The sequence below is a fragment of the Streptomyces sp. NPDC006476 genome (genome assembly GCF_040612015.1).
Taxonomy (GTDB): Bacteria; Actinomycetota; Actinomycetes; order Streptomycetales; family Streptomycetaceae; genus Streptomyces; species Streptomyces griseorubiginosus_B.
Window position 1 is genome coordinate 151,131 of sequence record NZ_JBEXPK010000011.1, and the last position, 19,361, is coordinate 170,491.

Consider the following 19,361-nt stretch of genomic DNA (forward strand, 5'->3'; position numbering starts at 1 on the left):
CCGTTGGCGACGTTACGTCGAGTCCCGCTTCACCAGCTCCGTCGGCAGGATCACCGCCGCCGCGTCCTCACCCCCGATCTGCGCCAGCAGCACCCGCACCATCTCGGCGCTGATGCGGTCGTAGGGCTGACGGATCGTGGTCAGGGCAGGGGTGGCCTCTGTCGCCGCGCTGGAGTCGTCGAAGCCGCCCACGGCGACGTCCTCGGGCACCCGGCGGCCCGCCCGGCGCAGCGCCGCGAGCGCGCCCTGCGCCATCAGGTCCGAGGCCACGAACACGGCGTCCATGTCCGGGGCCTGCGCCAGCAGCCGCTCGGTGCCCGCGTCACCGCTGGCCCGGCTGTAGTCCCCGGAGACGACGAGCCGCTCGTCGATCTCGATGCCCGCCTCCGTCAACACCTCCCGGTAACCGGCGAGACGGTCCACGCCACCGGGCAGATCCAGCGGACCGGTGACCATGCCGATGCGCCGACGCCCCAGGGACAGCAGATGGCGCACCATGTCCCGGGCCCCGTCCCGGTCGTCCGCCGCCACGTAACTCACCTTCGACCCCGGCCCCATGGGCTTGCCGCACTGCACCAGCGGCACCCCCGCCTTGCGCAGCTCCTCCGCGACCGGGTCCCCGGAGTGACTGGAGACCAGCAGCACCCCGTCCACATGCCCGGCGGTGATGTACCGCGTGATACGCCGCCGTTCGTCCTTGGTGCCCGCCAGCATCAGCAGCAACGGGATGTCGTGCGCGGCCAGCGCCTGCGTGCAACCACTCAGCAGGACATTGAAGTTGGGATCCTCGAAGAACCGCTCCTGGGGCTCCGTCAGCAGAAACCCGACCGAGTCCGAACGCCCGGTGATCAGCGACCGGCCGGCTGGTCCGAGTACGGCGACACCGGCGCCTCGTACACCGAGTCCGGTGGCCACAGCGGCGGTTACCGCCTGTCCCACTACTCGTCCTCCGCCTACAAGGTGGAGACTTACCAGTACCTGTCGGGGCTGACCAACGGCAGTTACACGCTGACCGCCTGGGTCCGCTCCAGCGGTGGGCACACCCAGGCGGGCCAGCCGGCGTGGATGAACGCGGTCGCAGCCATCGTGGAGGCGGTCCCCGACCACAAGGGGCTGGGCGTCTTCTACTGGGAGGCCACCTGGACCGCGGTCACCGGCAACGGCTGGGACCCGGCCGACCCCACCTCCGGCAACGGCTGGGAGAACCAGGCGCTGTTCGACTACAACGACAGGGCCACATCGGCCATGAGCTGGTTCAGCCACCGCTGAGCCGACGAGCCGAGGGCCCGGTCGCAGGGGAGCGGCCGGGCCCTCACCCCTCACGCCCGGTACCTGCGCGGGAGGTACTCACCGTGCTCCTCCTCGTCCTCCTCGTCGAGCTCGTCCGTGTACCCGAAGCGCTCACACAGCAGCCGCCCCACCAGGGCACCGCCGTACACGACGAAGCCGACGCCGACCAGCCAGGACTCCACGACCAGGATGGTGCCCATGGGGCCGTAGCTGACCGCGTTGGTGACCAGCAGGGGAGTGAACACGAGGTAGGAGAACCAGCGCAGACCCACCAGGCCCGCCATGGTGGCGAGGGCGCCGGGCAGCAGATGGCGCCACTGCACCTGGCGGTGGAGCAGGAAGTGCGGCCCCCACCAGAAGAACAGCACGCCGATGGCCAGGCTGAGCACGATGCGCGGCGGTCCCTGCAGGACGTTCCGGGTCTGCACCTGCGCGTACACGTACATCATCAGGACGACCAGCCACACCACCTGCTGCCAGAGCCGGTGCCAGGGGCCGGCGTACGGCTTCCAGATCCGTTCGTAGCCGCTCTGCACGCTGGAGGCGAAGGACAGGCCGAACAGGGCCAGCAGCGCGATGCTCCAGGCGCTGGTGGTGCTGATCACCCGCTTGGGCGGGCCGAAGACGCTGGTCAGCGCGTGGGCGGAGCGGCCGGACAGGTCCATGCCGTCCACCAGCCACAGCGCGAACCCGCCGTGTCCCAGCGGGTCCGCCGCCGCGACCACGATCAGCAGCGGCGCGAGCGTGACCAGGGCCAGGGTCGCGAACCCCATGGCCCGGTGCAGCAACTCCAGCTCCTTGCCCCGCCTGTGCAGTTCGGCAAGCCCCAGCCGATGCCACCAGGCGGCCGACCGTGACATGGGGACCACCCCTTCTGGATTCCGGTACGCCTTCACGCGCATGGTCCGGTGGGGACACTGGGGGCGATGTCCAGAGTGGCCCCGAAACCCCGAAGGTAAACCTGATCGGGTGACGCGGTACCCGGTGTGCCGTCGTCCGCATGGCAGCGTGAACCGTCCGACCTCGTCGAGGAGCTTTCCATGGAGCGTGCCACCGAACTCGTCCCGCTGCGGTACGTCGCCATCGGCGGCCGGGGCCCCGAGGACGTCGTCGCCGACGCCCGCGGCCGGGTGCTGACCGGAGTGGAGGACGGCCGCATCCTGCGCGTCGACGGTCTCACCGGGCCGGGGCCGGCCCGTGTGGAGGTGCTCGCCGAGACCGGGGGCCGCCCCCTCGGCCTCGAACTCCTTCCCGACGACGTCCTGTTGGTGTGCGACGCCGAGCTGGGGCTGCTGCGGGTCGATCTGCGCGAGGGCATCGTCCGGATCCTCGCCGACTCGGTGGCGGGGGAGCGGCTGCGGTTCTGCAGCAACGTGGTGGCCCTGTCCGACGGCAGCGTCTGCTTCACCGTCTCCAGCCGCCGCTATCCCCTGGACCAGTGGATCGGCGACATCGTCGAACACACCGGCACCGGCCGGCTGCTGCGCCTGGCGCCCGGCAGTGAGCGCCCCGAAGTGCTGATGGAGGGGCTGCAGTTCGCCAACGGTCTGGCGCTGAGCGCCGACGAGTCCTTCCTGGTCGTGGCCGAGACCGGCGCCCGCCGCCTCACCCGCTACTGGCTCACCGGGCCGCGGGCCGGACACGGTGAGCCCTTCACTGAGAACCTGCCCGGCATGCCCGACAACATCTGGCGCGCCGCCCCCGACGGACCCATCTGGGTCTCCCTGGCCGGCCCGCGGGTCCCCCCGCTCGACCTGCTGCACCGCGCCGCCCCGGCCGTGCGCGGCGCCGCTGCCCGCGTCGCCGTCCACGCCCCCTACCGCCCCACCGGCACCGTCGGCGTCCTCGCGGTCGACGACCGGGGCGGGATCGTCCATCACCTCGCCCGCCGCCGCTCCGGCTACCGCTTCGTCACCAGCGTCTGCGAGGCCGCCGGTCACCTGATCCTGGGCAGCCTGTGGGAGCGGGGCCTCGCGGTCTGCGAGCGACCGGCCCCGAAATGACCTCGGCGCGGCCCGGGCGCTACCCTGTAGCCCGGCCGCGACCCCTCGCGGCGCGGCGGTGGGGCCCGCCGTACCCCAACCGCGGCTGTGGTGCCGCCAACGGTCCCTACTTGCGAAGGAGCGGCGCCCGCACGCCCGGGCCCCGGCGAGTAGGAGACGTACGACATGACTGCCCCGGAAGCCGAGAGCCTGCGCGCCCGCCCCCGTACCCCGCGACCGCCCGCCTGGCGTACCCAGGCGCCCGTCGTCGCGGTGGTCGCGCTCGGCGGCGCGATCGGCGCCACCGGACGGTACGCGCTCTCCCTGTGGTGGCCGACCGGGCCCGGCGGCTTCCCCTGGGCGACCTTCTGGACCAACGTCGTCGGCTGCGCCGTGATCGGCGTGTTCATGGTCGTCATCACCGACGTGTGGGCCGCCCACCGCCTGGTGCGCCCCTTCTTCGGCACCGGCGTGCTCGGCGGCTTCACCACCTTCTCGACCTATGCCGTCGACATCCAGAAACTGGTCGACGCCGGCCATCCCCGCAGCGGGCTGGCCTACCTCGCCGCGACCCTGCTCGCGGCCCTTTCGGCGGTGTGGCTCGCGGTGGCCGCGGCCCGCCGCGTCCTGAAGTGGAGGCAGCCATGACGAGGCTGACCGGCAGCGCCCTGCGCGTGACCGTCTTCATCGGCGAGAACGACACCTGGCACCACAAGCCCCTCTACTCCGAGATCGTGCACCGCGCCCACGCGGCCGGCCTCGCCGGCGCCAGCGTCTTCCGCGGCATCGAGGGCTTCGGCGCCTCCTCGCTGATCCACACCTCGCGGCTGCTGTCGATGAGCGAGGACCTGCCGGTCGCGATCGTCGTCGTGGACACCGAGGAGCGGGTCCGGGCCTTCCTTCCGCAGCTCGACGAACTCGTCGACGAGGGTCTGGTGATCCTCGACGACTGCGAGGTCATCCGGTACGTCGGCCGCACGGACGAACCAGGCAAAACAGTCACGAAGGGTAAGAAGTCGTTGTGAACTGGCTGTTGGTCGTCGCGGGCGCCGTGATCGGCGCTCCGCTGCGGTATCTGACCGACCGGGCGGTCCAGTCGCGGCACGACTCCGTCTTCCCCTGGGGCACCTTCCTGGTGAACGTCTCCGGCTGCTTGATCCTGGGCCTGCTGACCGGTGCGGTGGCCGAGGGGGTCACCGGAAGTCATCTGCAGCTGCTGCTCGGAACGGGCCTGTGCGGGGCCCTGACGACGTACTCGACCTTCTCGTACGAGACCCTGCGCCTGTCCGAGACCGGTGCGGGGCTCTACGCTGCCGCCAACGTCGTCGGGAGTGTGGCGGCGGGCCTCGGCGCGGCATTTGTCGGGGTGGCGCTCGCCCGGGCCCTGTGGGCCGGGTGACGTGACCCCGCGCGCGTAGTAAGACTGTCTACAGCACTGTCGACCAACCTTCTCAGAACTGGATTCCATGAGCGTCATCAACGTCGGTCAGGCCGCCGTCCTCGGAGTCGTCGAAGGGCTGACCGAGTTCCTTCCCGTCTCCTCCACCGGACATCTGAAGATCGCCGAGGGGCTCATGAGCATCCCCGTCGACGATGACGCCGTCGTCGGCTTCTCGGCCGTCATCCAGGTCGGCGCGATCGCGGCCGTGCTCCTGTACTTCTTCAAGGACATCGTGCGGATCTGCGCCGCCTGGGGCCGCGGGCTGGTCCACAAGGAGGAGCGTTACCACCACGACTACAAGTTCGCCTGGTGGGTCATCTACGCGACCATCCCGATCGTGATCGTGGGCCTGGCCGCCAAGCCGCTCATCGAGGGTCCGCTCGCCTCTCTGTGGGTGGTCGCCGCCTCGCTGATCGTCGGCAGTGGTGTGATGTGGGCGGCGGACCAGATGGGCCGGCACAAGCGCGGTGAGGACGACACCACCTTCAAGGACGCGATGCTGGTCGGCGGCTCGCAGATCCTCGCCCTGCTCTTCCCCGGCTTCTCCCGCTCCGGCGCCACCATGTCCACGGCCCTGATCCTGGACCTGGACCGGGTGGCCGCCACCCGGCTCTCCTTCTTCCTCGGCATCCCCGCCCTGACCGGCGCCGGCCTGTACGAGCTCAAGGACGCCCTCGGCACGGGCGTGGGCGCGGCCCCCCTCGCCGTCGGCACGGGCGTCTCCTTCGTCGTCGCCTACGCCTCCATCGCCTGGCTGCTGAAGTATGTCGCCAAGCACTCCTTCAACGCCTTCGTCATCTACCGGATCATCGTCGGCGTGCTGCTGCTCGGACTGCTGGCCACCGGCGGGCTGAGCAGCTGACCGCGGCGGGGCGCGGGGCCGTATTCAGACCCCGCGCCCCGTGAATCTCTCTTTTCGCAGCCCTTGACATCGCCCGTACGTCGCCCGGAGGATCGCACCCGTGAACCTGTCAGACAGCAAGACAGCCAGTCAGGGTCCGCGGCGCGTCAGCGCCATGGAAGCGGTCCTCGGGCATCTGCGTGCCGCCATCGAGAACGGCGACTACGCGGTGGGGGACAAGCTGCCCTCCGAGGCCGAGCTGTGCCGCACCCTCGAGGTCAGCCGGCCCGTGCTGCGCGAGGCCCTCAGGGCGCTGCAGACGATGGGCCTGACCGTCTCCAAGACCGGCAAGGGCACCTTCGTCGTCGCCAGCACCGTCGAGGACCCCACCTTCGGCGACTACGCGGCCAGCGACCTGCTGGAGGTGCGCCGCCACGTGGAGATCCCGGTGGCGGGCTACGCGGCCCAGCGCCGCACGCCCGAGGACCTGGACCACCTGGCGCACCTGCTGGAGCGCATGGAGCGGGAGACCGACACCACCTCGTGGGTCGCCCTCGACACGCTGTTCCACCTCGCCGTCGCCCAGGCCGCCCAGAACCCGGTCTTCCGCCGGGTCATCGAGGAGATCCGCGACGCACTGGCGCGTCAGTCGGCCTTCCTCAACGAACTGGGCGGACGCCGCGAGCAGTCCAACCGCGAGCACCGGGCGATCGTCGAGGCGCTGATGGACGGTTCCGAACTCGACGCGGTGGACGCCATGGCGCACCACCTCGACCGCGTCGAGACGACCCTCACCGACATCGTGCGCCCCGCGCGCACGGACCCATCCACGGAAGGCGGACCCGAGGCGTGAGCGAGCAGTCCCTGCACGAGGGCGTGCAGAAACGTTCTGGCCATGTCGACGCCGGAGACGCGGGCTACAGCAAGTCCCTGAAGTCCCGGCACGTCAACATGATCGCCATCGGCGGCGCCATCGGCACCGGCCTCTTTCTCGGCGCGGGCGGCCGGCTGGCCGACGCCGGACCCTCCCTGTTCATCGCCTACGCGGTCTGCGGCGTCTTCGCCTTCCTCGTCGTCCGCGCCCTCGGCGAACTCGTCCTGTACCGGCCCTCCTCTGGCGCCTTCGTCTCCTACGCCCGAGAGTTCCTCGGCGAGAAGGGCGCCTACACCGCGGGCTGGATGTACTTCCTCAACTGGGCGACCACCGGCATCGCCGACATCACCGCCGTGGCCACCTACACCCACTACTGGGGCATGTTCTCCGACATCCCCCAATGGTTGATCGCATTGATCGCCCTCGCCGTCGTGCTGACCGTCAACCTGATCTCGGTCAAGATCTTCGGTGAGCTGGAGTTCTGGTTCGCGATCGTCAAGGTCAGCGCCCTCGTGGTCTTCATGTGTATCGGCATCTACCTGCTGGTCACCCAGCACCCGGTCGACGGCGCGCACCCCGGCCCGGCCCTGATCACCGACAACGGCGGTGTCTTCCCCAACGGCCTGCTGCCCATGCTGCTGATCATCCAGGGCGTCGTCTTCGCCTACGCCTCCGTCGAGCTGGTCGGCGTCGCCGCCGGTGAGACCGAGAACCCCGAGAAGATCATGCCCAAGGCGATCAACTCGATCATGTGGCGCGTCGGCCTGTTCTACGTCGGCTCGGTCGTCCTGCTGTCGATGCTGCTGCCCTGGAACAAGTACAGCGCCGCCGAGAGCCCCTTCGTGACCGTGCTCTCCAACATCGGCATCCCCGCGGCCGGCGGCGTGATGAACCTCGTCGTCCTCACGGCGGCGATGTCCTCGCTCAACTCCGGCCTGTACTCCACCGGCCGCATCCTGCGCTCCATGGCCATGTCCGGCTCCGCGCCGAAGTTCACCCGCGTGATGAGCCGCAGCCAGGTCCCGTACGGCGGCATCCTGCTCACCAGCGGTATCTGTGTCCTGGGTGTCGGCCTCAACTTCGTCGTCCCGGCGGACGCCTTCGAGATCGTCCTGAACTTCGCGGCGATCGGCATCCTCTCCACCTGGGGCATGATCATGGTCTGTCACCTGCTCTTCTGGCGGAAGACCCAGAGCGGCGAACTGACCCGCCCCGGCTACCGGCTGCCGGGCTCCCCCTGGACCGAACTCGTGACGCTGGCCTTCCTCGCCTCCGTCCTGGTCCTCATGTACGCCGACGGAGGCGCCGGCCGCACCACCGTGCTGTGCCTACCGCTGATCGTCGGAGCCCTGGTCGGCGGATGGTTCGCCATCCGCCGCCGCGTCGGACGCACCACCACCCAGAACACATCGACCGGAGCCGGCGCGTGACCCACGCGCCGCTCCCTGACAAGAGGCAGTGATGTTCAGCAGTTCCGTCGCGGACGCACCCCAGATCCGCGAGCCCCTCCACGCCCCCGTCGCCCACCTGATCCGCGGCGGGGTCGTCGAGGGCATCCACTACGGTTCCGTCGTCGTCCTCGACACCGACGGGAAGGTCGCCTTCCAACTCGGCGACATCGAGGCCGCCTTCTACCCCCGCTCGGCCCTCAAGCCCGTGCAGGCCGTCGCCATGGTCCGGGCCGGACTGCCGCTCGACGGTGAACTGCTCTCCCTCACGGCGGCCAGCCACTCCGGCGAGGAACGCCACCTCGCCGGGACCCGGCGGATCCTCGAACTCGCCGGGCTGACCGAGGACGATCTGCGCAACGTCCCGGACATGCCGTTCGGCCCGGCCGTACGGGACGCATGGGTCCGGGAGGGGCGTGCGCCCTCCCGGCTCGCCCAGAACTGCTCCGGCAAGCACGCGGCGATGCTCTACACGTGCGTGCTCAACGACTGGCCCCTCGAGGGGTACCTCGACCCGTCGCACCCCTTGCAGCAGGCGATCGCCGAGATCGTCGAGGACCTCACCGGGCAGCGGATCGCGCGGGTGACGGTCGACGGCTGCGGGGCGCCTCTCTTCTCCGTCTCGCTGCACGGGCTCGCGCGGGCCGCCGCGCGGATCACCACGGCCGCCGCCGGCACGCCGGAGGCTCAGGTGGCCGACGCGATGCGTTCTCATCCCGAGATGGCTTCGGGTGCCGGGCGGGACGTCGCCGCGTTGATGGCGGCCGTGCCGGGGCTGCTCGCCAAGGACGGGTTCGAGGGAGTTCAGGTCGCCGCGCTGCCGGACGGGCGGGCCGTCGCCGTGAAGATCGCGGACGGGGCGAACCGGGCGCGGGTTCCTGTGGCCGCGGCGGCGTTGGCGTGGGCCGGCGTCGATCCCGACCTGCTTGTCGAATTCCAGGGGGAGGAGCTTCTTGGAGGCGGGCGGGCGGTGGGGTGTGTGCGGCCCGTTCGTTCGCTGGAGCCGGTTGTCGTGTCCGCTTGCGCCTAGGGCTCTGCCGGATACGCAGGTGCGCGACTGCGGGCCGGATGGGGCTGGTCGCGCCCACGCGGCGGTAGCCGCATATCAATGACGTCCCGCGCCCCTACGGGGGCGCTTCACTTCCGTACCTCAGAAAGAGGACCCTGACCCTCATGACCACCGCCGTCACCCGCAGCGAACACGATCTGCTCGGCGACCGTGATGTTCCCGCCGATGCCTACTGGGGTGTTCACACCCTCCGGGCCACCGAGAACTTTCCCATCACCGGGACTCCGATCTCCGCCTATCCGCATCTGATCGACGCGCTGGCCGCCGTCAAGGAAGCCGCGGCACTCGCCAACGAGGAACTCGGGTTGCTGGCGCCGGAGAAGGCCGCCGCCATCGTGGCGGCGTGCCGGGAGATTCGGGACGGCAGGCTGCACGATCAGTTCGTCGTCGACGTGATCCAGGGGGGTGCGGGGACCTCGACCAACATGAACGCCAACGAGGTCGTCGCCAACCGGGCGTTGGAGCTGCTGGGGCACGAAAAGGGGCAGTACCGGTTCCTGCACCCCAACGAGGACGTCAACCTGGGCCAGTCGACCAATGACGTCTACCCGACCGCCGTCAAGATAGCGACGGTGTTCGCGGTACGTGGACTGCTCAAGGCGATGGCCGTACTGCAGGACTCGTTCGCCCGTAAGGCCGTCGAGTTCCGCGATGTGCTCAAGATGGGCCGTACACAGTTGCAGGACGCGGTGCCGATGACGCTCGGTCAAGAGTTCTCCGCGTATGCCGTCATGATTGACGAGGACCGCCACCGTCTTGACGAGGCGGTCCAGTTGATCCATGAGATCAACCTCGGGGCCACCGCCATCGGTACCGGGCTCAATGCTTCCGCCGGGTACGCGGAGGCGGCCCGCCGTCATCTCGCGGCGATCACGGGGCTGCAACTGGTCACCGCCGCCAACCTGGTCGAGGCGACCCAGGACTGCGGGGCGTTCGTCCAGATGTCCGGCGTGCTCAAGCGGATCGCCGTCAAGCTGTCGAAGAGCTGCAACGACCTGCGCCTGCTGTCGTCCGGGCCGCGCGCCGGGCTCGGCGAGATCAACCTGCCGCCGGTGCAGGCGGGGTCGAGCATCATGCCGGGCAAGGTCAACCCGGTGATCCCCGAGGTCGTCAACCAGGTCGCCTTCGAGGTGATCGGCAACGACGTCACCATCACCATGGCCGCCGAGGCCGGTCAGCTCCAGCTGAACGCCTTCGAGCCGGTCATCCTGCACTCCCTGTCGGAGTCCGTCACGCATCTGCAGAGCGCCTGCCTCACCCTCGCCGAGCGGTGCGTGGACGGCATCACCGCCAACACCGAGGCGCTGCGGGCGACCGTGGAGAACTCCATCGGCCTGGTGACCGCCCTGAACCCGCACATCGGGTACACGGCCGCCACCGACATCGCCAAGGAAGCCCTCGTCACCGGGCGGGGAGTGGCCGAACTCGTCCTGGAGAAGGGTCTGTTGCCCGCCGAGACGCTCGCCGACCTGCTGCGGCCCGAGGTCGTCGCCGGCAGCGGCTCACTCCTGGTCTGACCAGCAGCTCCTGACCTGCGGCGACGCGCCGGGACCGTGCGGAGGCACAATAGTGATCATGACAACGACGTCGTCCTTCGCCTTCCAGCCGGTCCTGGAGCGCATCGCCGAGGAGATCGAACGCACGCCGGGCCGCGGCCGGCCCGCCGACTACATCCCGGCGCTCGCCGCCTGCGACCCGCGCCGCTTCGGCATGGCCGTCGCGGAGCTGGACGGGACGGTGTACGGCGTGGGGGACTGGCGCGAGCCGTTCTCCACACAGTCCATCACCAAGGTCTACACCCTCGCTCTCGACCTGGCCCGCGAGGGCGACGAACTGTGGGAGCACGTGGGTCGCGAGCCCTCCGGCAACCCTTTCAACTCCCTGGTCCAGCTGGAGTACGAGAACGGCATCCCGCGCAATCCCTTCATCAACGCGGGCGCGCTCGTCGTCACCGACCGCCTGCAGAGCCGTACTGGGGACGCGGCCGGCGAACTGCTCGGTTTCCTGCGTTCCGAGAGCGGCAACCCGGCCCTCGACTTCGACAAGGACGTAGCCGCTTCCGAGGCCGCGCACGGCGACCGCAACGCCGCGCTCGCCCACTTCATGGCGTCCTACGGCAACATCGACAACCCGGTACCGGTCCTGCTCGACCAGTACTTCCGGCAGTGCTCGATCACCGCCTCCTGCGCCGACCTCGCGCTGGCCACCACCTTCCTGGCCCGCCACGGCGTCCGCGCCGACGGCACCCGGCTGCTCACCCGCAGCCAGGCCAAGCAGGTCAACGCCGTAATGCTGACCTGCGGGACGTACGACGCGGCCGGCGACTTCGCCTACCGCGTCGGTCTGCCCGGCAAGAGCGGTGTCGGCGGCGGCATCATCGCGGTCGTGCCAGGCCGGTGCACGCTGTGCGTGTGGAGCCCGGGCCTCGATTCGCGCGGCAACTCCGTGGCCGGCGTCGCCGCCCTCGACCGCTTCACCACCCTGACCGGCCTGTCGGTGTTCTGACCGCGCCCCTGAAGTCCCCGGTCACCCCAGGAACTCGGTCAGCAACGGCGCCAGCACGGACGCGCGCCCCATCAGCCGCGCATGTGTGGTGTCCGGGAGGACGGCCAGGCGCGCCCGGGGAATGAGGCGCTGCATCTCAGCCGCGTGCTCGACCCGTACGAAGTCCGTGTCACCGACGACCAGAAGCGTGGGCGCGTCCAGGGCTCGCAGGTCGACGGCGGTCCAGGGCAGCGGGGCGTGCGCCGCCTTCGTGACCTTGGCGAGGAAGTCCTGGAAGTGCTCGGGATGCGGTGCCACGGCCGCGTACGCGTCGGCCATCTTCTGGAAGTCCGCCTGACCGGGCAGACGGGGAGAGGTGTAGTCGGGGGTGCGGACGTCGTCGTGGTAGCCGTCCTGGCGGTACGGCGTGGCGGCCAGCACCAGCCGGCCCACCCGCTCGGGATGGCGCACCGCGACCTCGAGCGCGGTCATGCCGCCGAGGCTGAAGCCGAGGAAGTCGGCCTGCTCAATGCCGAGTTCGTCCAGCAGGTCCACCACGTCCGCGGCGAGGTTCGCCACCGTCATCGCGCGCTCGGTGTCGGCCGTGTGGCCGTGTCCCTGGAGTTCGGGTGCCACGACACGACGGCCGTCGGCCAGGGCCGGTAGCACGGCCGCGAAGGACAGGTCCACGGTGAGCGCTCCGCCGTGCAGCAGCACCAGCGGCCGTCCGTCGTCGGCGCCGTGGGTCTCGTAGTACATCTCCAGGCCGTCGACCTTGGCGTAGGCGGAGCTGGCGGGCATCGTGATCACGTCCGTCCGGTGGGTGTCGGGTACCAGGAAGACCTGCCGTACGCGGCGAACTCATCGGTCTGAGGGCGCAATCACACGCCGGTCACACGCAGGTCCCCGGACCGCAGGCGGCACGTCAAGTTCCGGCCACACTGCGTTGACACGCTGAACGAGTGTTGGCCATGGCTTTCCCCGTCGATCTTCGCCGCTGTCAGGTCCTGGGCCTGGCCGGCACCGCCTTCCTCGCGCTGGGCGGTGAGACGGCCGGTGCCCTTCCCGTCCAGGAACTGCTGGCCCCCGCCAACGTCCGCGCGGCGCTGGGGCTGGTCGGTGTCTACTTCGGTGTCGTCATCCTCATAGCGGCCTGGGTGCTGCTCGGCCGGCTGGTGCGCAGCCACGAGCCGCCCAGCCCGCGCTCACTGCTGCTGGTGCTCGCCACCTGGTCGGCACCGCTGCTGATCGCGCCACCCCTGTTCAGCAGGGACGTCTACAGCTATCTCGCCCAGGGCGCCATGGTCGACGCCCACATCGACGTGTATTCCAACGGGCCCGCCCAGCTCGGCGGCCCGCTCGCGGACGAGGTCGCGCCGCTGTGGCAGCACACCGGAGCGCCGTACGGCCCGGTGTTCCTCGCCGTCGCCTCCCACCTGTCCGACCTGACCCGGGGCCAGCTCCCCGCCGGTCTCGTCGGGATGCGGCTGGTGGCGCTGCTCGGGGTCGCGCTCATGGCGGCGGCGCTGCCCCGGCTCGCGCGGCACAGCGGCGCGGATCCGGCCGCCGCACTCTGGCTCGGCGCCCTCAACCCGCTGGTCCTGCTCCATCTGGTCGCCGGCGCCCACAACGACGCGATCATGCTCGGGCTGCTCGGCGTCGGCCTGGTGGCGGCGCTGGGACGGTGGCCGATCCTGGGGGCCGTACTCGTGACGCTCGCCGCGCTGGTGAAGGCGCCCGCGGCGCTCGGGCTCGCCGCGGTGGTGGTCCTGCAGGTGCGCGCGGGGCGACGCCCGGCGAAGGCCGTGCTGACGACCGGTGTCGCCGCCGCGGGCACCACGGTCGCGGCCACGGCCGTCGCCGGAACGGGGTACGGCTGGATAGGTGCCCTCGACACCCCGGTCTCCGCGCACAACTGGGCGCTGACCAGCCTTCTCGGCCGCGCCACCGGTGCCCTGCTGGAACACCTCGGCAGTGACCTCGCGCCGCTCGCCCTGCCCGCCTGGCACGTCCTCGGTCTCGCCGTCACCGTGCTGGTGATAGCGGCCATATGGTGGCGGCTGCGTCCCCGCCCGGTCTACGCGCTGGGCCTGAGTCTCGCCACGGTCGCCGCCTTCGGCCCGGCCATCCGACCGTGGTACGCCCTGTGGGGCCTGTTCCTGATAGCCGCCGCGGCGCCCACCACCTCGGTGCGGCACCGGGTGGCGGCCGTCACGGGCGTGCTGGCGCTGGCCACGCTGCCCAGCGGCGGTCCGGCGGACACCGGGCAACTGGTGCTGGCGGTCTCCGGGGGCGTGCTGGCCGTGGTGGTCCTCTGGCAGGCCCATCAGGTGGCCCAGGCACCCGTGTTGGGACACACCGCATGACCCCGCCCCGCACCGACCGCGGCCGGCTGGTGCTGGTCCTCGCCGTCGCCGCAGCCGTCACGGCCTTCACTGCGACCGTGCCCCTGTTGCGCGACTGGTTCGACCTGCGCGTCTACTACGGCGCCGTCAACACCTGGATCCACGACGGTGGACGGCTCTACGACTACCAGGTCCCCGGGACGACCTACGGCTTCACCTATCCACCGTTCGCCGCCGTCGCCATGCTGCCGATGTCCCTCATCGGCCTGCACACGGCGATCGCCCTCGCCCTGCTGCTCAACCTGGCGGCGCTCGCGCTGATCGTGCACCTGCTGACCGAGGGGGCGTGGCGGCGCTACGGCTGGTACGGCTGCGCCCTGGGCGCCTGTGTGCTCGCGCTGTTCGAGCCCCTGCGCGACACCTTCAGCTTCGGGCAGGTCAACCTGCTGCTGTTGGCCCTCGTCCTCGTCGACGCCTGGCTGCTGCGCACCGGGCGGGACCGCTGGGCGGGCGTCGGGATCGGGCTGGCGGCCGCGATCAAACTGACCCCGGCCGTCTTCATCGGTCTGCTCCTGCTGGCCCGCCGCTGGCGTGCCGCCGCCCTCGCCACCGCCGTGACCTGCGCGGCCACCGGCCTCGCCGCCCTGGTGGCCCCGAACGCCTCGCGCTACTACTGGACCGACGCCCTGTGGGACACCAACCGGGTGGGCCGTCTCGACTACGTCTCCAACCAGTCCCTGCAGGGCATCCTCGCCCGCCTCGGGGTGACCGACCGCCCCGTCTGGGCGGCGGCGGTGCTGCTGGTCCTCGGCGTCTGGGCGCTCCGCACCCGCCGCGCCCTCACCTCAGACGACTGGCCGACGGCGTTCGCCCTCACCGGCCTGACCGCGTGTCTGGTCAGCCCGATCACCTGGGTGCACCACCTGGTGTGGCTGCTGCCGTCCTTCGCCGTCCTGGTCCGCGCCGGGCACCCGCGGGTCGCGGGCGCCCTGTACGCGGTGCTGTGCACCAGCGTGGTGTGGCTGTGGTTCCACGACGCGTCCGGCATCGACGGGTTCCTCGGCAGCAACACCTACGCCTGGATCACCCTCGGCCTGCTGTTGTGGCTGCCGGTCGGTCAACTCCCGTCCACGGGCTCACCTTTGACCCGCAGCACCAAGGCCACCGCTCCCGCGCCGAGCGCCGCAGCACCGGAGATGGCCCCGGTCTCCGCCCACCCCCGCCCGCGTTCCACGGGAGAGGCGACGGGAACCGGGACGGGCGCCGGGCGCGGCTTGACCCGCAGCCCGTCCAGCGACCCGACCGGCGCCACCCGCCCGGCCGCCCCGAACCCCCAGTCGAGCAGCGCCCGCGCCTCGTCGTAGACGGTGAACCCGCCGCCCGTCTGCGGGTTCATCACCGTCACGACCAGCGTGCGCCAGCCCCGGCGGGCCGCGGCGACCAGAGTGTTGCCGGCATGCGTCGTGTATCCGTTCTTGATGCCGATCAGTCCCGGATAGCGCGCCACGCCGTCGGCGCCGCTCAGCAGCCGATTGGTGTTCCGGATCCCGTACGACGATCCGTCCCCGGCGGGGAAGAGTGCCTGGGCCGTGCCGCAGTACCGCGCGAAGTCCGCGTTGCGCAGTCCGGCCCGGCCGAACACCGCCAGGTCGTACGCCGACGACACCTGCCCCGGTGTGTCGTAGCCGTCCGGCGAGCGCACCTGGGTGTCCAGCGCACCCAGGGCGCGCGCCTTGGCCTGCATCCGCTGGGCGGTCACCTGCCAGCCGCCGTTGAGCGCGGCCAGGACGTGCACGGCGTCGTTGCCGGAGTTCAGGAAGACCCCGCGCCACAGGTCGGCGACCTCGTAGGTGCGCCCCGGGGCGACACCGACCATGCTGCTGCCCGGCCCGATGCCCGCCAGTTCCTCCTCGCTCACCGTGTGCCGGACGCCCGCCGGCAGAGTCGGCAGCACGGTGAGGGCGAACAGGGTCTTCAGCGTGCTGGCGGGGGGCAGTCCGCGATGCGCGTCGTGGGCGGCCAGCACCTCGCCGCTGCCCGCGTCGGCCACCAGCCACGACAGCGCGGACACGTCCGGAAGGCGGGGTACCCCGCGCGGGGCCCGGACCAGTGTGCCGGACCGGTAGAGGAGCGACGGCTGCGGCATCGCCGCCCGGGTCCCGCCGTTCGGCGTGGGCTGCGCGCCGACGGCCACCGCGACGGGGCCGAACGCCAGGACACTCGCCGCGCAGAGCGCGCAGGCCGTGACGCCGGCCCGGGAAGAGAATCCGATGGTCATACTTATCAACGTAGGAATCGATCGTCCGGACGCGCCGATGACCGGGCCGGACGGGGGGCGCCAGCACCCGTATGCCGCAGCGTGTATCCGTCGGCGGCTCGGCCTCGCGGCCGTCACGGGTCACTCGGCAGGCAGTGTCGGCTGGACGCGCCGCAGGAAGGTGGCGTTGTCGGGGGTGGCCCGCAGGTGCTCCAGGAGGGTCTCCAGGCCGCCCTGGCCGTCGCGGGTCTGCAGGGCGCGCCGCAGGCCACGGACGGTGGTCAACTCGGCCGGGGAGAGCAGGAGTTCCTCGCGGCGGGTGCCCGAGGGGGTGATGTCGACGGCCGGGAAGACACGGCGCGAGGCGAGTTCGCGGCTGAGGCGGAGCTCCATGTTGCCGGTGCTCTTGAGCTCCTCGAAGAAGTAGTCGTCGGCCCGCGAGCCGGTCTCCACCAGGGCGGTGGCCAGGATCGTGAGCGAGCCGCCCTCCTCGGCCAGCCGTGCGGCGCCGAAGAACCGCTTCGGTCCGAGCAGCGCGCCCGCGTCCACACCGCCGCTGAGGGTGCGGCCGCCCGAGGAGGCCGCGTTGTTGTGCGCCCGGCACAGCCGGGTCAGGGAGTCGAGCAGGATGACGACGTCCTCGCCCGCCTCCACCAGCCGCTTGGCCCGCTCGATGACGAGCTCGGCGAGGGCGATGTGCTGCTTGGCCGCCCGGTCGAAGGTGGAGGCGTACACCTCGCCGCGCACCGAGCGGCGCATCTCGGTGACCTCCTCGGGGCGTTCGTCGAGGAGTACCACCATCAGGCGGCATTCAGGGTGGTTGCCGGCGACGGCGGCCGCGAGCTGCTGGAGCAGCACGGTCTTGCCGGTCTTGGGCGGTGCCACGATCAGCCCGCGCTGGCCCTTGCCGACGGGTGCGAGCAGGTCGGTGATCCGGCCCGTGAGCCCGGACGCCGGGTGTTCCAGGCGCAGGCGCTGGTTGGGGTGGAGCGGGGTGAGGTCACGGAAGTGACGGCGGCCGCGCAGGTCGTCGGGTGTGCGCCCGTTGACCCGTACGACCTCGGTCAGGGCGCGCCGGCCGTCCCGTACGCCTTCGACGAGGTCGCCCTTGCGCAGGCCGTGACGGCGGATCAGCGCGGGGGAGACGGGCAGGTCGGAGGGCGAGGCGAGGAGGGTCTCGGCGCGCAGGTGCCCCTTGCCGCCCGCGTCGATGTCGAGGACACCGGTGACGATCTGGGCCTGGGGCTCCTGCTGGACTGGGGGGTGTTCGAGAGTGGTGGTCATGGTGGGAGTCCTTTCGAGGACGGATGGCATGAGACATGCGGAAGGAAGGGGGGAAGCCGCGACGGGAAGGCGGACAGCGCCTTCGGCGGCGGGAACAGCGCCTCGGGTACGGCACGGCTGTACCGGTCACGAGGTGGTGCTGGAGAGCCGGTGCGCCGGCCGGGAGACGGCGGGCGGAGCGGCGAACTGAGAGGGAACCGGCACCGGCGCCCACGACATGGGGCGAACTCAGGTGCTAGCAGGAAAGTACCACAGGGGGTGCGGCCGTAAACCGGTCACAGGTCAGCGGGAGGCGAGCAGACCGTACAGGAGCGGAATCCGCGGCTCCGGCAGGCGCCACCAGCCGGACGCCGTACGGACCATCTGCGGCCAGCGTGGCCAGGGAAGTTCCTCGCTCTCCCTGAGGCGCCGGATGGTCAGTCCTGCCTCCACCAACGCGTTCATGACTTCGCTTATTCCGTGCATCCACTCGTAACTGTCCGTGGCGCCCTCGACCGCCGGACCGTCGGTGTAGGTGTGTGTCGCGTCCCGGTGCACCGCGCCCCTGCCGCCCAGGTAGTCGTGGCGCAGCAGCAGCTCGGGGCCCTCGCCGGGGGCGGGCTTGGGGCCCAGCGAGTTGAGCAGTGGGTGGAACTCCACGATGTACACATGGCCGCCGGGGCGCAGGAGTCGGGCGACGACCTCGGCCCACCGCTGCAGGTCCGGGAGGTAGCACAGGGCGCCCTTGCCGGTGTATACGACGTCGAACTGCCGTCCGTCCAGCGCCTGTCGGGCGTCGTACACATTGGCCTGCACGTAGTCCACGGGCACGCCCGCCCGCGCCGCGACGTCCCGTGCGGCGGCCACCGACGCCGCGGAGAAGTCGAGGCCGACGGCGCGGGCGCCGCGCTGGGCGAAGGCGATCGTCTCGGTGCCGAGATGGCACTGGAGGTGCAGTACGTCGCGGCCGGACAGTTCGCCGAGATCGTCCCACTCGAAGGAGGCGAACCAGCGCGCCGGGTCGAGGTCCTGGTCGAGGCCGTAGAACCGGCTGGCGAGGTGGACGGGGGTGCGGGCGTCCCAGTTGGCCTGGTTGACCCGCATGAACCGCGCGTGCTCGTCGGTGGTCACACCGACATCCAACCGCAGCCCGGTCCCGGGTGGCGGCCGACGCCCGCATACCAGCCATAGGAACGCCCGATTGACCACCACCGCACTTCGGCGGGTCGGCGTGGGAAACGGCAGAGCGGGAGGCCGGGACCCGGTGCCCCGGCCTCTTCGTGCGCGGACGGGTCAGGCGTTGGGGTCGAAGGGGATGCCGGCGGGCATGGAGTGGGCCAGGGCGTACTGGAAGTCGCCGTCCTTGATCTTGATCGTGGCGGCGCCGAAGTCGGCGCTCAGCAGCTTGTCGCGGAAGCCGGCCGGATAGCCGTTCCAGCCGACAAGGCGGGGATAGAACCAGCCGCCGGTGGCGTTCTCCGGCGGTTCGTCGTTGGCGTTGGCGAAGCGGAAGCAGTGCGTGGAGACGCCGTCCTTGTGGTAGACGACCTTCGGGTGGGTGCCGTCGAAGCGCACCGCCGAGCGGGCCGCCACCTGATAGCCGCTGTGCTGCGACACCGACACGTACTGCACCTGGTTGTCGCTGATCCACACCACGACGTGCTCCCAGTCGTGCCGGTGACCGATGGCCGCGGGACCGAGCGTCGCCTGGTCCTTCTCGAAGTAGCTGGCGTACACCACCGCGCACCAGCCGTTGTCGCACTTCTCGCGTGAGTAGGTGTTCGCGTTGGCCAGTTGGGCGTAGTCGTGGCAGTGGCCGTTGACGTCGCCGCCGAGCTTGAGGCCCGGGTTGATGGTGCCGTCGGCGCTGATGGCGGCGGTGGCGTAGCAGCCGTCCTTGTCGTAGTCGTAGGCCGGGGAGAAGCTCTGTTCCAGGCCGTCGGCGTTCTGCGGCAGCAACTGCAGGACGTCGGCCTGGGCGCTGGTCGGGATCGCGAGGAGCAGTGTCAGGGCGCCGAGGGCGCTGAGGAGGACCTTGGTGGGGGACACAGGTCCAGACCATGGCAG

At 71.0% G+C, this 19,361-nt stretch carries 18 protein-coding genes and 2 pseudogenes; 13 read left to right on the forward strand and 7 right to left on the reverse strand.

The features are described from left to right. Positions 1–12: 12 nt before the first annotated feature. A complete protein-coding gene (locus tag ABZZ74_RS14910) occupies positions 13–915 on the reverse strand; it encodes a substrate-binding domain-containing protein (protein ID WP_356764915.1) in 903 nt (300 codons plus the stop codon). 126 nt (positions 916–1,041) lie between these two features. Here ABZZ74_RS14910 and ABZZ74_RS14915 point away from each other — a divergent pair. Beyond that, positions 1,042–1,269 (forward strand): annotated as a pseudogene (locus tag ABZZ74_RS14915) (glycosyl hydrolase 53 family protein); the annotation flags it as partial. A 50-nt stretch (positions 1,270–1,319) separates the two neighbouring features. Here the strand turns inward: ABZZ74_RS14915 and ABZZ74_RS14920 are convergent. After that, entirely contained in the window at positions 1,320–2,150 is an 831-nt protein-coding gene (locus tag ABZZ74_RS14920) for a ribonuclease BN (RefSeq protein WP_356764762.1), read from the reverse strand. Positions 2,151–2,330: 180 nt separating this feature from the next. On the opposite strand from ABZZ74_RS14920, the gene ABZZ74_RS14925 reads away from it, so the two are divergent. The 10 genes from ABZZ74_RS14925 to ABZZ74_RS14970 all read left to right on the forward strand — a co-directional run bounded on the left by ABZZ74_RS14925 (position 2,331) and on the right by ABZZ74_RS14970 (position 11,450). Next, on the forward strand, positions 2,331–3,293 hold the full coding sequence (locus tag ABZZ74_RS14925) for an SMP-30/gluconolactonase/LRE family protein (RefSeq protein WP_356764764.1): 963 nt from the start codon (positions 2,331–2,333) through the stop codon (positions 3,291–3,293). A gap of 165 nt (positions 3,294–3,458) precedes the next feature. Further along, entirely contained in the window at positions 3,459–3,920 is a 462-nt protein-coding gene (locus ABZZ74_RS14930) for a CrcB family protein (RefSeq protein ID WP_356764766.1), read from the forward strand. Further along, positions 3,917–4,297 carry a DUF190 domain-containing protein gene (locus tag ABZZ74_RS14935; protein WP_356764768.1) on the forward strand — a complete coding sequence of 127 codons (381 nt, stop codon included), beginning with the start codon at positions 3,917–3,919 and terminating at the stop codon, positions 4,295–4,297. The genes ABZZ74_RS14930 and ABZZ74_RS14935 overlap by 4 nt, the downstream gene beginning before the upstream one ends. Further along, on the forward strand, positions 4,294–4,671 hold the full coding sequence (gene crcB, locus ABZZ74_RS14940; protein WP_356764770.1) for a fluoride efflux transporter CrcB: 378 nt from the start codon (positions 4,294–4,296) through the stop codon (positions 4,669–4,671). The genes ABZZ74_RS14935 and crcB overlap by 4 nt, the downstream gene beginning before the upstream one ends. 67 nt (positions 4,672–4,738) lie before the next feature. Next, positions 4,739–5,575 (forward strand): undecaprenyl-diphosphate phosphatase, encoded by an 837-nt coding sequence (locus tag ABZZ74_RS14945; RefSeq protein WP_356764772.1) that lies wholly within the window; start codon positions 4,739–4,741, stop codon positions 5,573–5,575. A 154-nt stretch (positions 5,576–5,729) separates the two neighbouring features. Next, positions 5,730–6,407, forward strand: coding sequence for a FadR/GntR family transcriptional regulator (locus ABZZ74_RS14950; RefSeq protein WP_356764917.1), 678 nt, complete (start codon positions 5,730–5,732; stop codon positions 6,405–6,407). Beyond that, positions 6,404–7,858: an amino acid permease gene (locus tag ABZZ74_RS14955; RefSeq protein ID WP_356764774.1), complete on the forward strand. Its 1,455-nt coding sequence runs from the start codon at positions 6,404–6,406 to the stop codon at positions 7,856–7,858. Before ABZZ74_RS14950 ends, ABZZ74_RS14955 begins: the two co-directional genes overlap by 4 nt. Positions 7,859–7,889: 31 nt before the next feature. Further along, positions 7,890–8,906 (forward strand): asparaginase, encoded by a 1,017-nt coding sequence (locus ABZZ74_RS14960; RefSeq protein ID WP_356764776.1) that lies wholly within the window; start codon positions 7,890–7,892, stop codon positions 8,904–8,906. Positions 8,907–9,049: 143 nt separating this feature from the next. Next, positions 9,050–10,462 carry an aspartate ammonia-lyase gene (gene aspA / locus ABZZ74_RS14965; protein ID WP_356764778.1) on the forward strand — a complete coding sequence of 471 codons (1,413 nt, stop codon included), beginning with the start codon at positions 9,050–9,052 and terminating at the stop codon, positions 10,460–10,462. Between the two features lie 58 nt (positions 10,463–10,520). Beyond that, positions 10,521–11,450, forward strand: coding sequence for a glutaminase (locus tag ABZZ74_RS14970; RefSeq protein ID WP_356764780.1), 930 nt, complete (start codon positions 10,521–10,523; stop codon positions 11,448–11,450). A 21-nt stretch (positions 11,451–11,471) separates the two neighbouring features. On the opposite strand, the gene ABZZ74_RS14975 is transcribed toward ABZZ74_RS14970, so the two are convergent. Next, positions 11,472–12,230 (reverse strand): alpha/beta hydrolase, encoded by a 759-nt coding sequence (locus ABZZ74_RS14975; protein ID WP_356764782.1) that lies wholly within the window; start codon positions 12,228–12,230, stop codon positions 11,472–11,474. A gap of 170 nt (positions 12,231–12,400) precedes the next feature. Between ABZZ74_RS14975 and mptB the strand changes: the two genes are divergently transcribed. Further along, entirely contained in the window at positions 12,401–13,795 is a 1,395-nt protein-coding gene (mptB, locus tag ABZZ74_RS14980; RefSeq protein WP_356764784.1) for a polyprenol phosphomannose-dependent alpha 1,6 mannosyltransferase MptB, read from the forward strand. Continuing rightward, positions 13,792–15,138 (forward strand): glycosyltransferase 87 family protein, encoded by a 1,347-nt coding sequence (locus tag ABZZ74_RS14985; RefSeq protein WP_356764787.1) that lies wholly within the window; start codon positions 13,792–13,794, stop codon positions 15,136–15,138. Before mptB ends, ABZZ74_RS14985 begins: the two co-directional genes overlap by 4 nt. Positions 15,139–15,218: 80 nt before the next feature. On the opposite strand, the pseudogene ABZZ74_RS14990 reads toward ABZZ74_RS14985, so the two are convergent. The 4 genes and pseudogenes from ABZZ74_RS14990 to ABZZ74_RS15005 all read right to left on the reverse strand — a co-directional run. After that, a pseudogene (locus ABZZ74_RS14990) lies at positions 15,219–16,052 on the reverse strand (serine hydrolase); the annotation flags it as partial. Between the two features lie 120 nt (positions 16,053–16,172). Beyond that, the gene (rho, locus tag ABZZ74_RS14995) at positions 16,173–17,315 is read right to left on the reverse strand and encodes a transcription termination factor Rho (protein ID WP_356764789.1); all 1,143 of its coding nucleotides are present in this window, start codon (positions 17,313–17,315) and stop codon (positions 16,173–16,175) included. 282 nt (positions 17,316–17,597) lie between these two features. After that, the gene (locus tag ABZZ74_RS15000; RefSeq protein WP_356764791.1) at positions 17,598–18,425 is read right to left on the reverse strand and encodes a methyltransferase; all 828 of its coding nucleotides are present in this window, start codon (positions 18,423–18,425) and stop codon (positions 17,598–17,600) included. A gap of 162 nt (positions 18,426–18,587) precedes the next feature. Continuing rightward, positions 18,588–19,343, reverse strand: a complete 756-nt coding sequence (locus ABZZ74_RS15005; protein WP_356764793.1) for an NPP1 family protein — start codon at positions 19,341–19,343, stop codon at positions 18,588–18,590. Positions 19,344–19,361: the final 18 nt, after the last annotated feature.

Excerpts from the sequence above, each read along its gene's own strand:
- ABZZ74_RS14920 (WP_356764762.1), bottom strand. The coding sequence starts at position 2,150 with ATGTCACGGTCGGCCGCCTGGTGGCATCGGCTGGGGCTTGCCGAACTG.
- ABZZ74_RS14925 (WP_356764764.1), top strand. The coding sequence starts at position 2,331 with ATGGAGCGTGCCACCGAACTCGTCCCGCTGCGGTACGTCGCCATCGGC.
- ABZZ74_RS14930 (WP_356764766.1), top strand. The coding sequence starts at position 3,459 with ATGACTGCCCCGGAAGCCGAGAGCCTGCGCGCCCGCCCCCGTACCCCG.
- ABZZ74_RS14935 (WP_356764768.1), top strand. The coding sequence starts at position 3,917 with ATGACGAGGCTGACCGGCAGCGCCCTGCGCGTGACCGTCTTCATCGGC.
- ABZZ74_RS14945 (WP_356764772.1), top strand. The coding sequence starts at position 4,739 with ATGAGCGTCATCAACGTCGGTCAGGCCGCCGTCCTCGGAGTCGTCGAA.
- ABZZ74_RS14950 (WP_356764917.1), top strand. The coding sequence starts at position 5,730 with ATGGAAGCGGTCCTCGGGCATCTGCGTGCCGCCATCGAGAACGGCGAC.
- ABZZ74_RS14960 (WP_356764776.1), top strand. The coding sequence starts at position 7,890 with ATGTTCAGCAGTTCCGTCGCGGACGCACCCCAGATCCGCGAGCCCCTC.
- aspA (WP_356764778.1), top strand. The coding sequence starts at position 9,050 with ATGACCACCGCCGTCACCCGCAGCGAACACGATCTGCTCGGCGACCGT.
- ABZZ74_RS14970 (WP_356764780.1), top strand. The coding sequence starts at position 10,521 with ATGACAACGACGTCGTCCTTCGCCTTCCAGCCGGTCCTGGAGCGCATC.
- ABZZ74_RS14975 (WP_356764782.1), bottom strand. The coding sequence starts at position 12,230 with ATGCCCGCCAGCTCCGCCTACGCCAAGGTCGACGGCCTGGAGATGTAC.
- mptB (WP_356764784.1), top strand. The coding sequence starts at position 12,401 with ATGGCTTTCCCCGTCGATCTTCGCCGCTGTCAGGTCCTGGGCCTGGCC.
- ABZZ74_RS14985 (WP_356764787.1), top strand. The coding sequence starts at position 13,792 with ATGACCCCGCCCCGCACCGACCGCGGCCGGCTGGTGCTGGTCCTCGCC.
- rho (WP_356764789.1), bottom strand. The coding sequence starts at position 17,315 with ATGACCACCACTCTCGAACACCCCCCAGTCCAGCAGGAGCCCCAGGCC.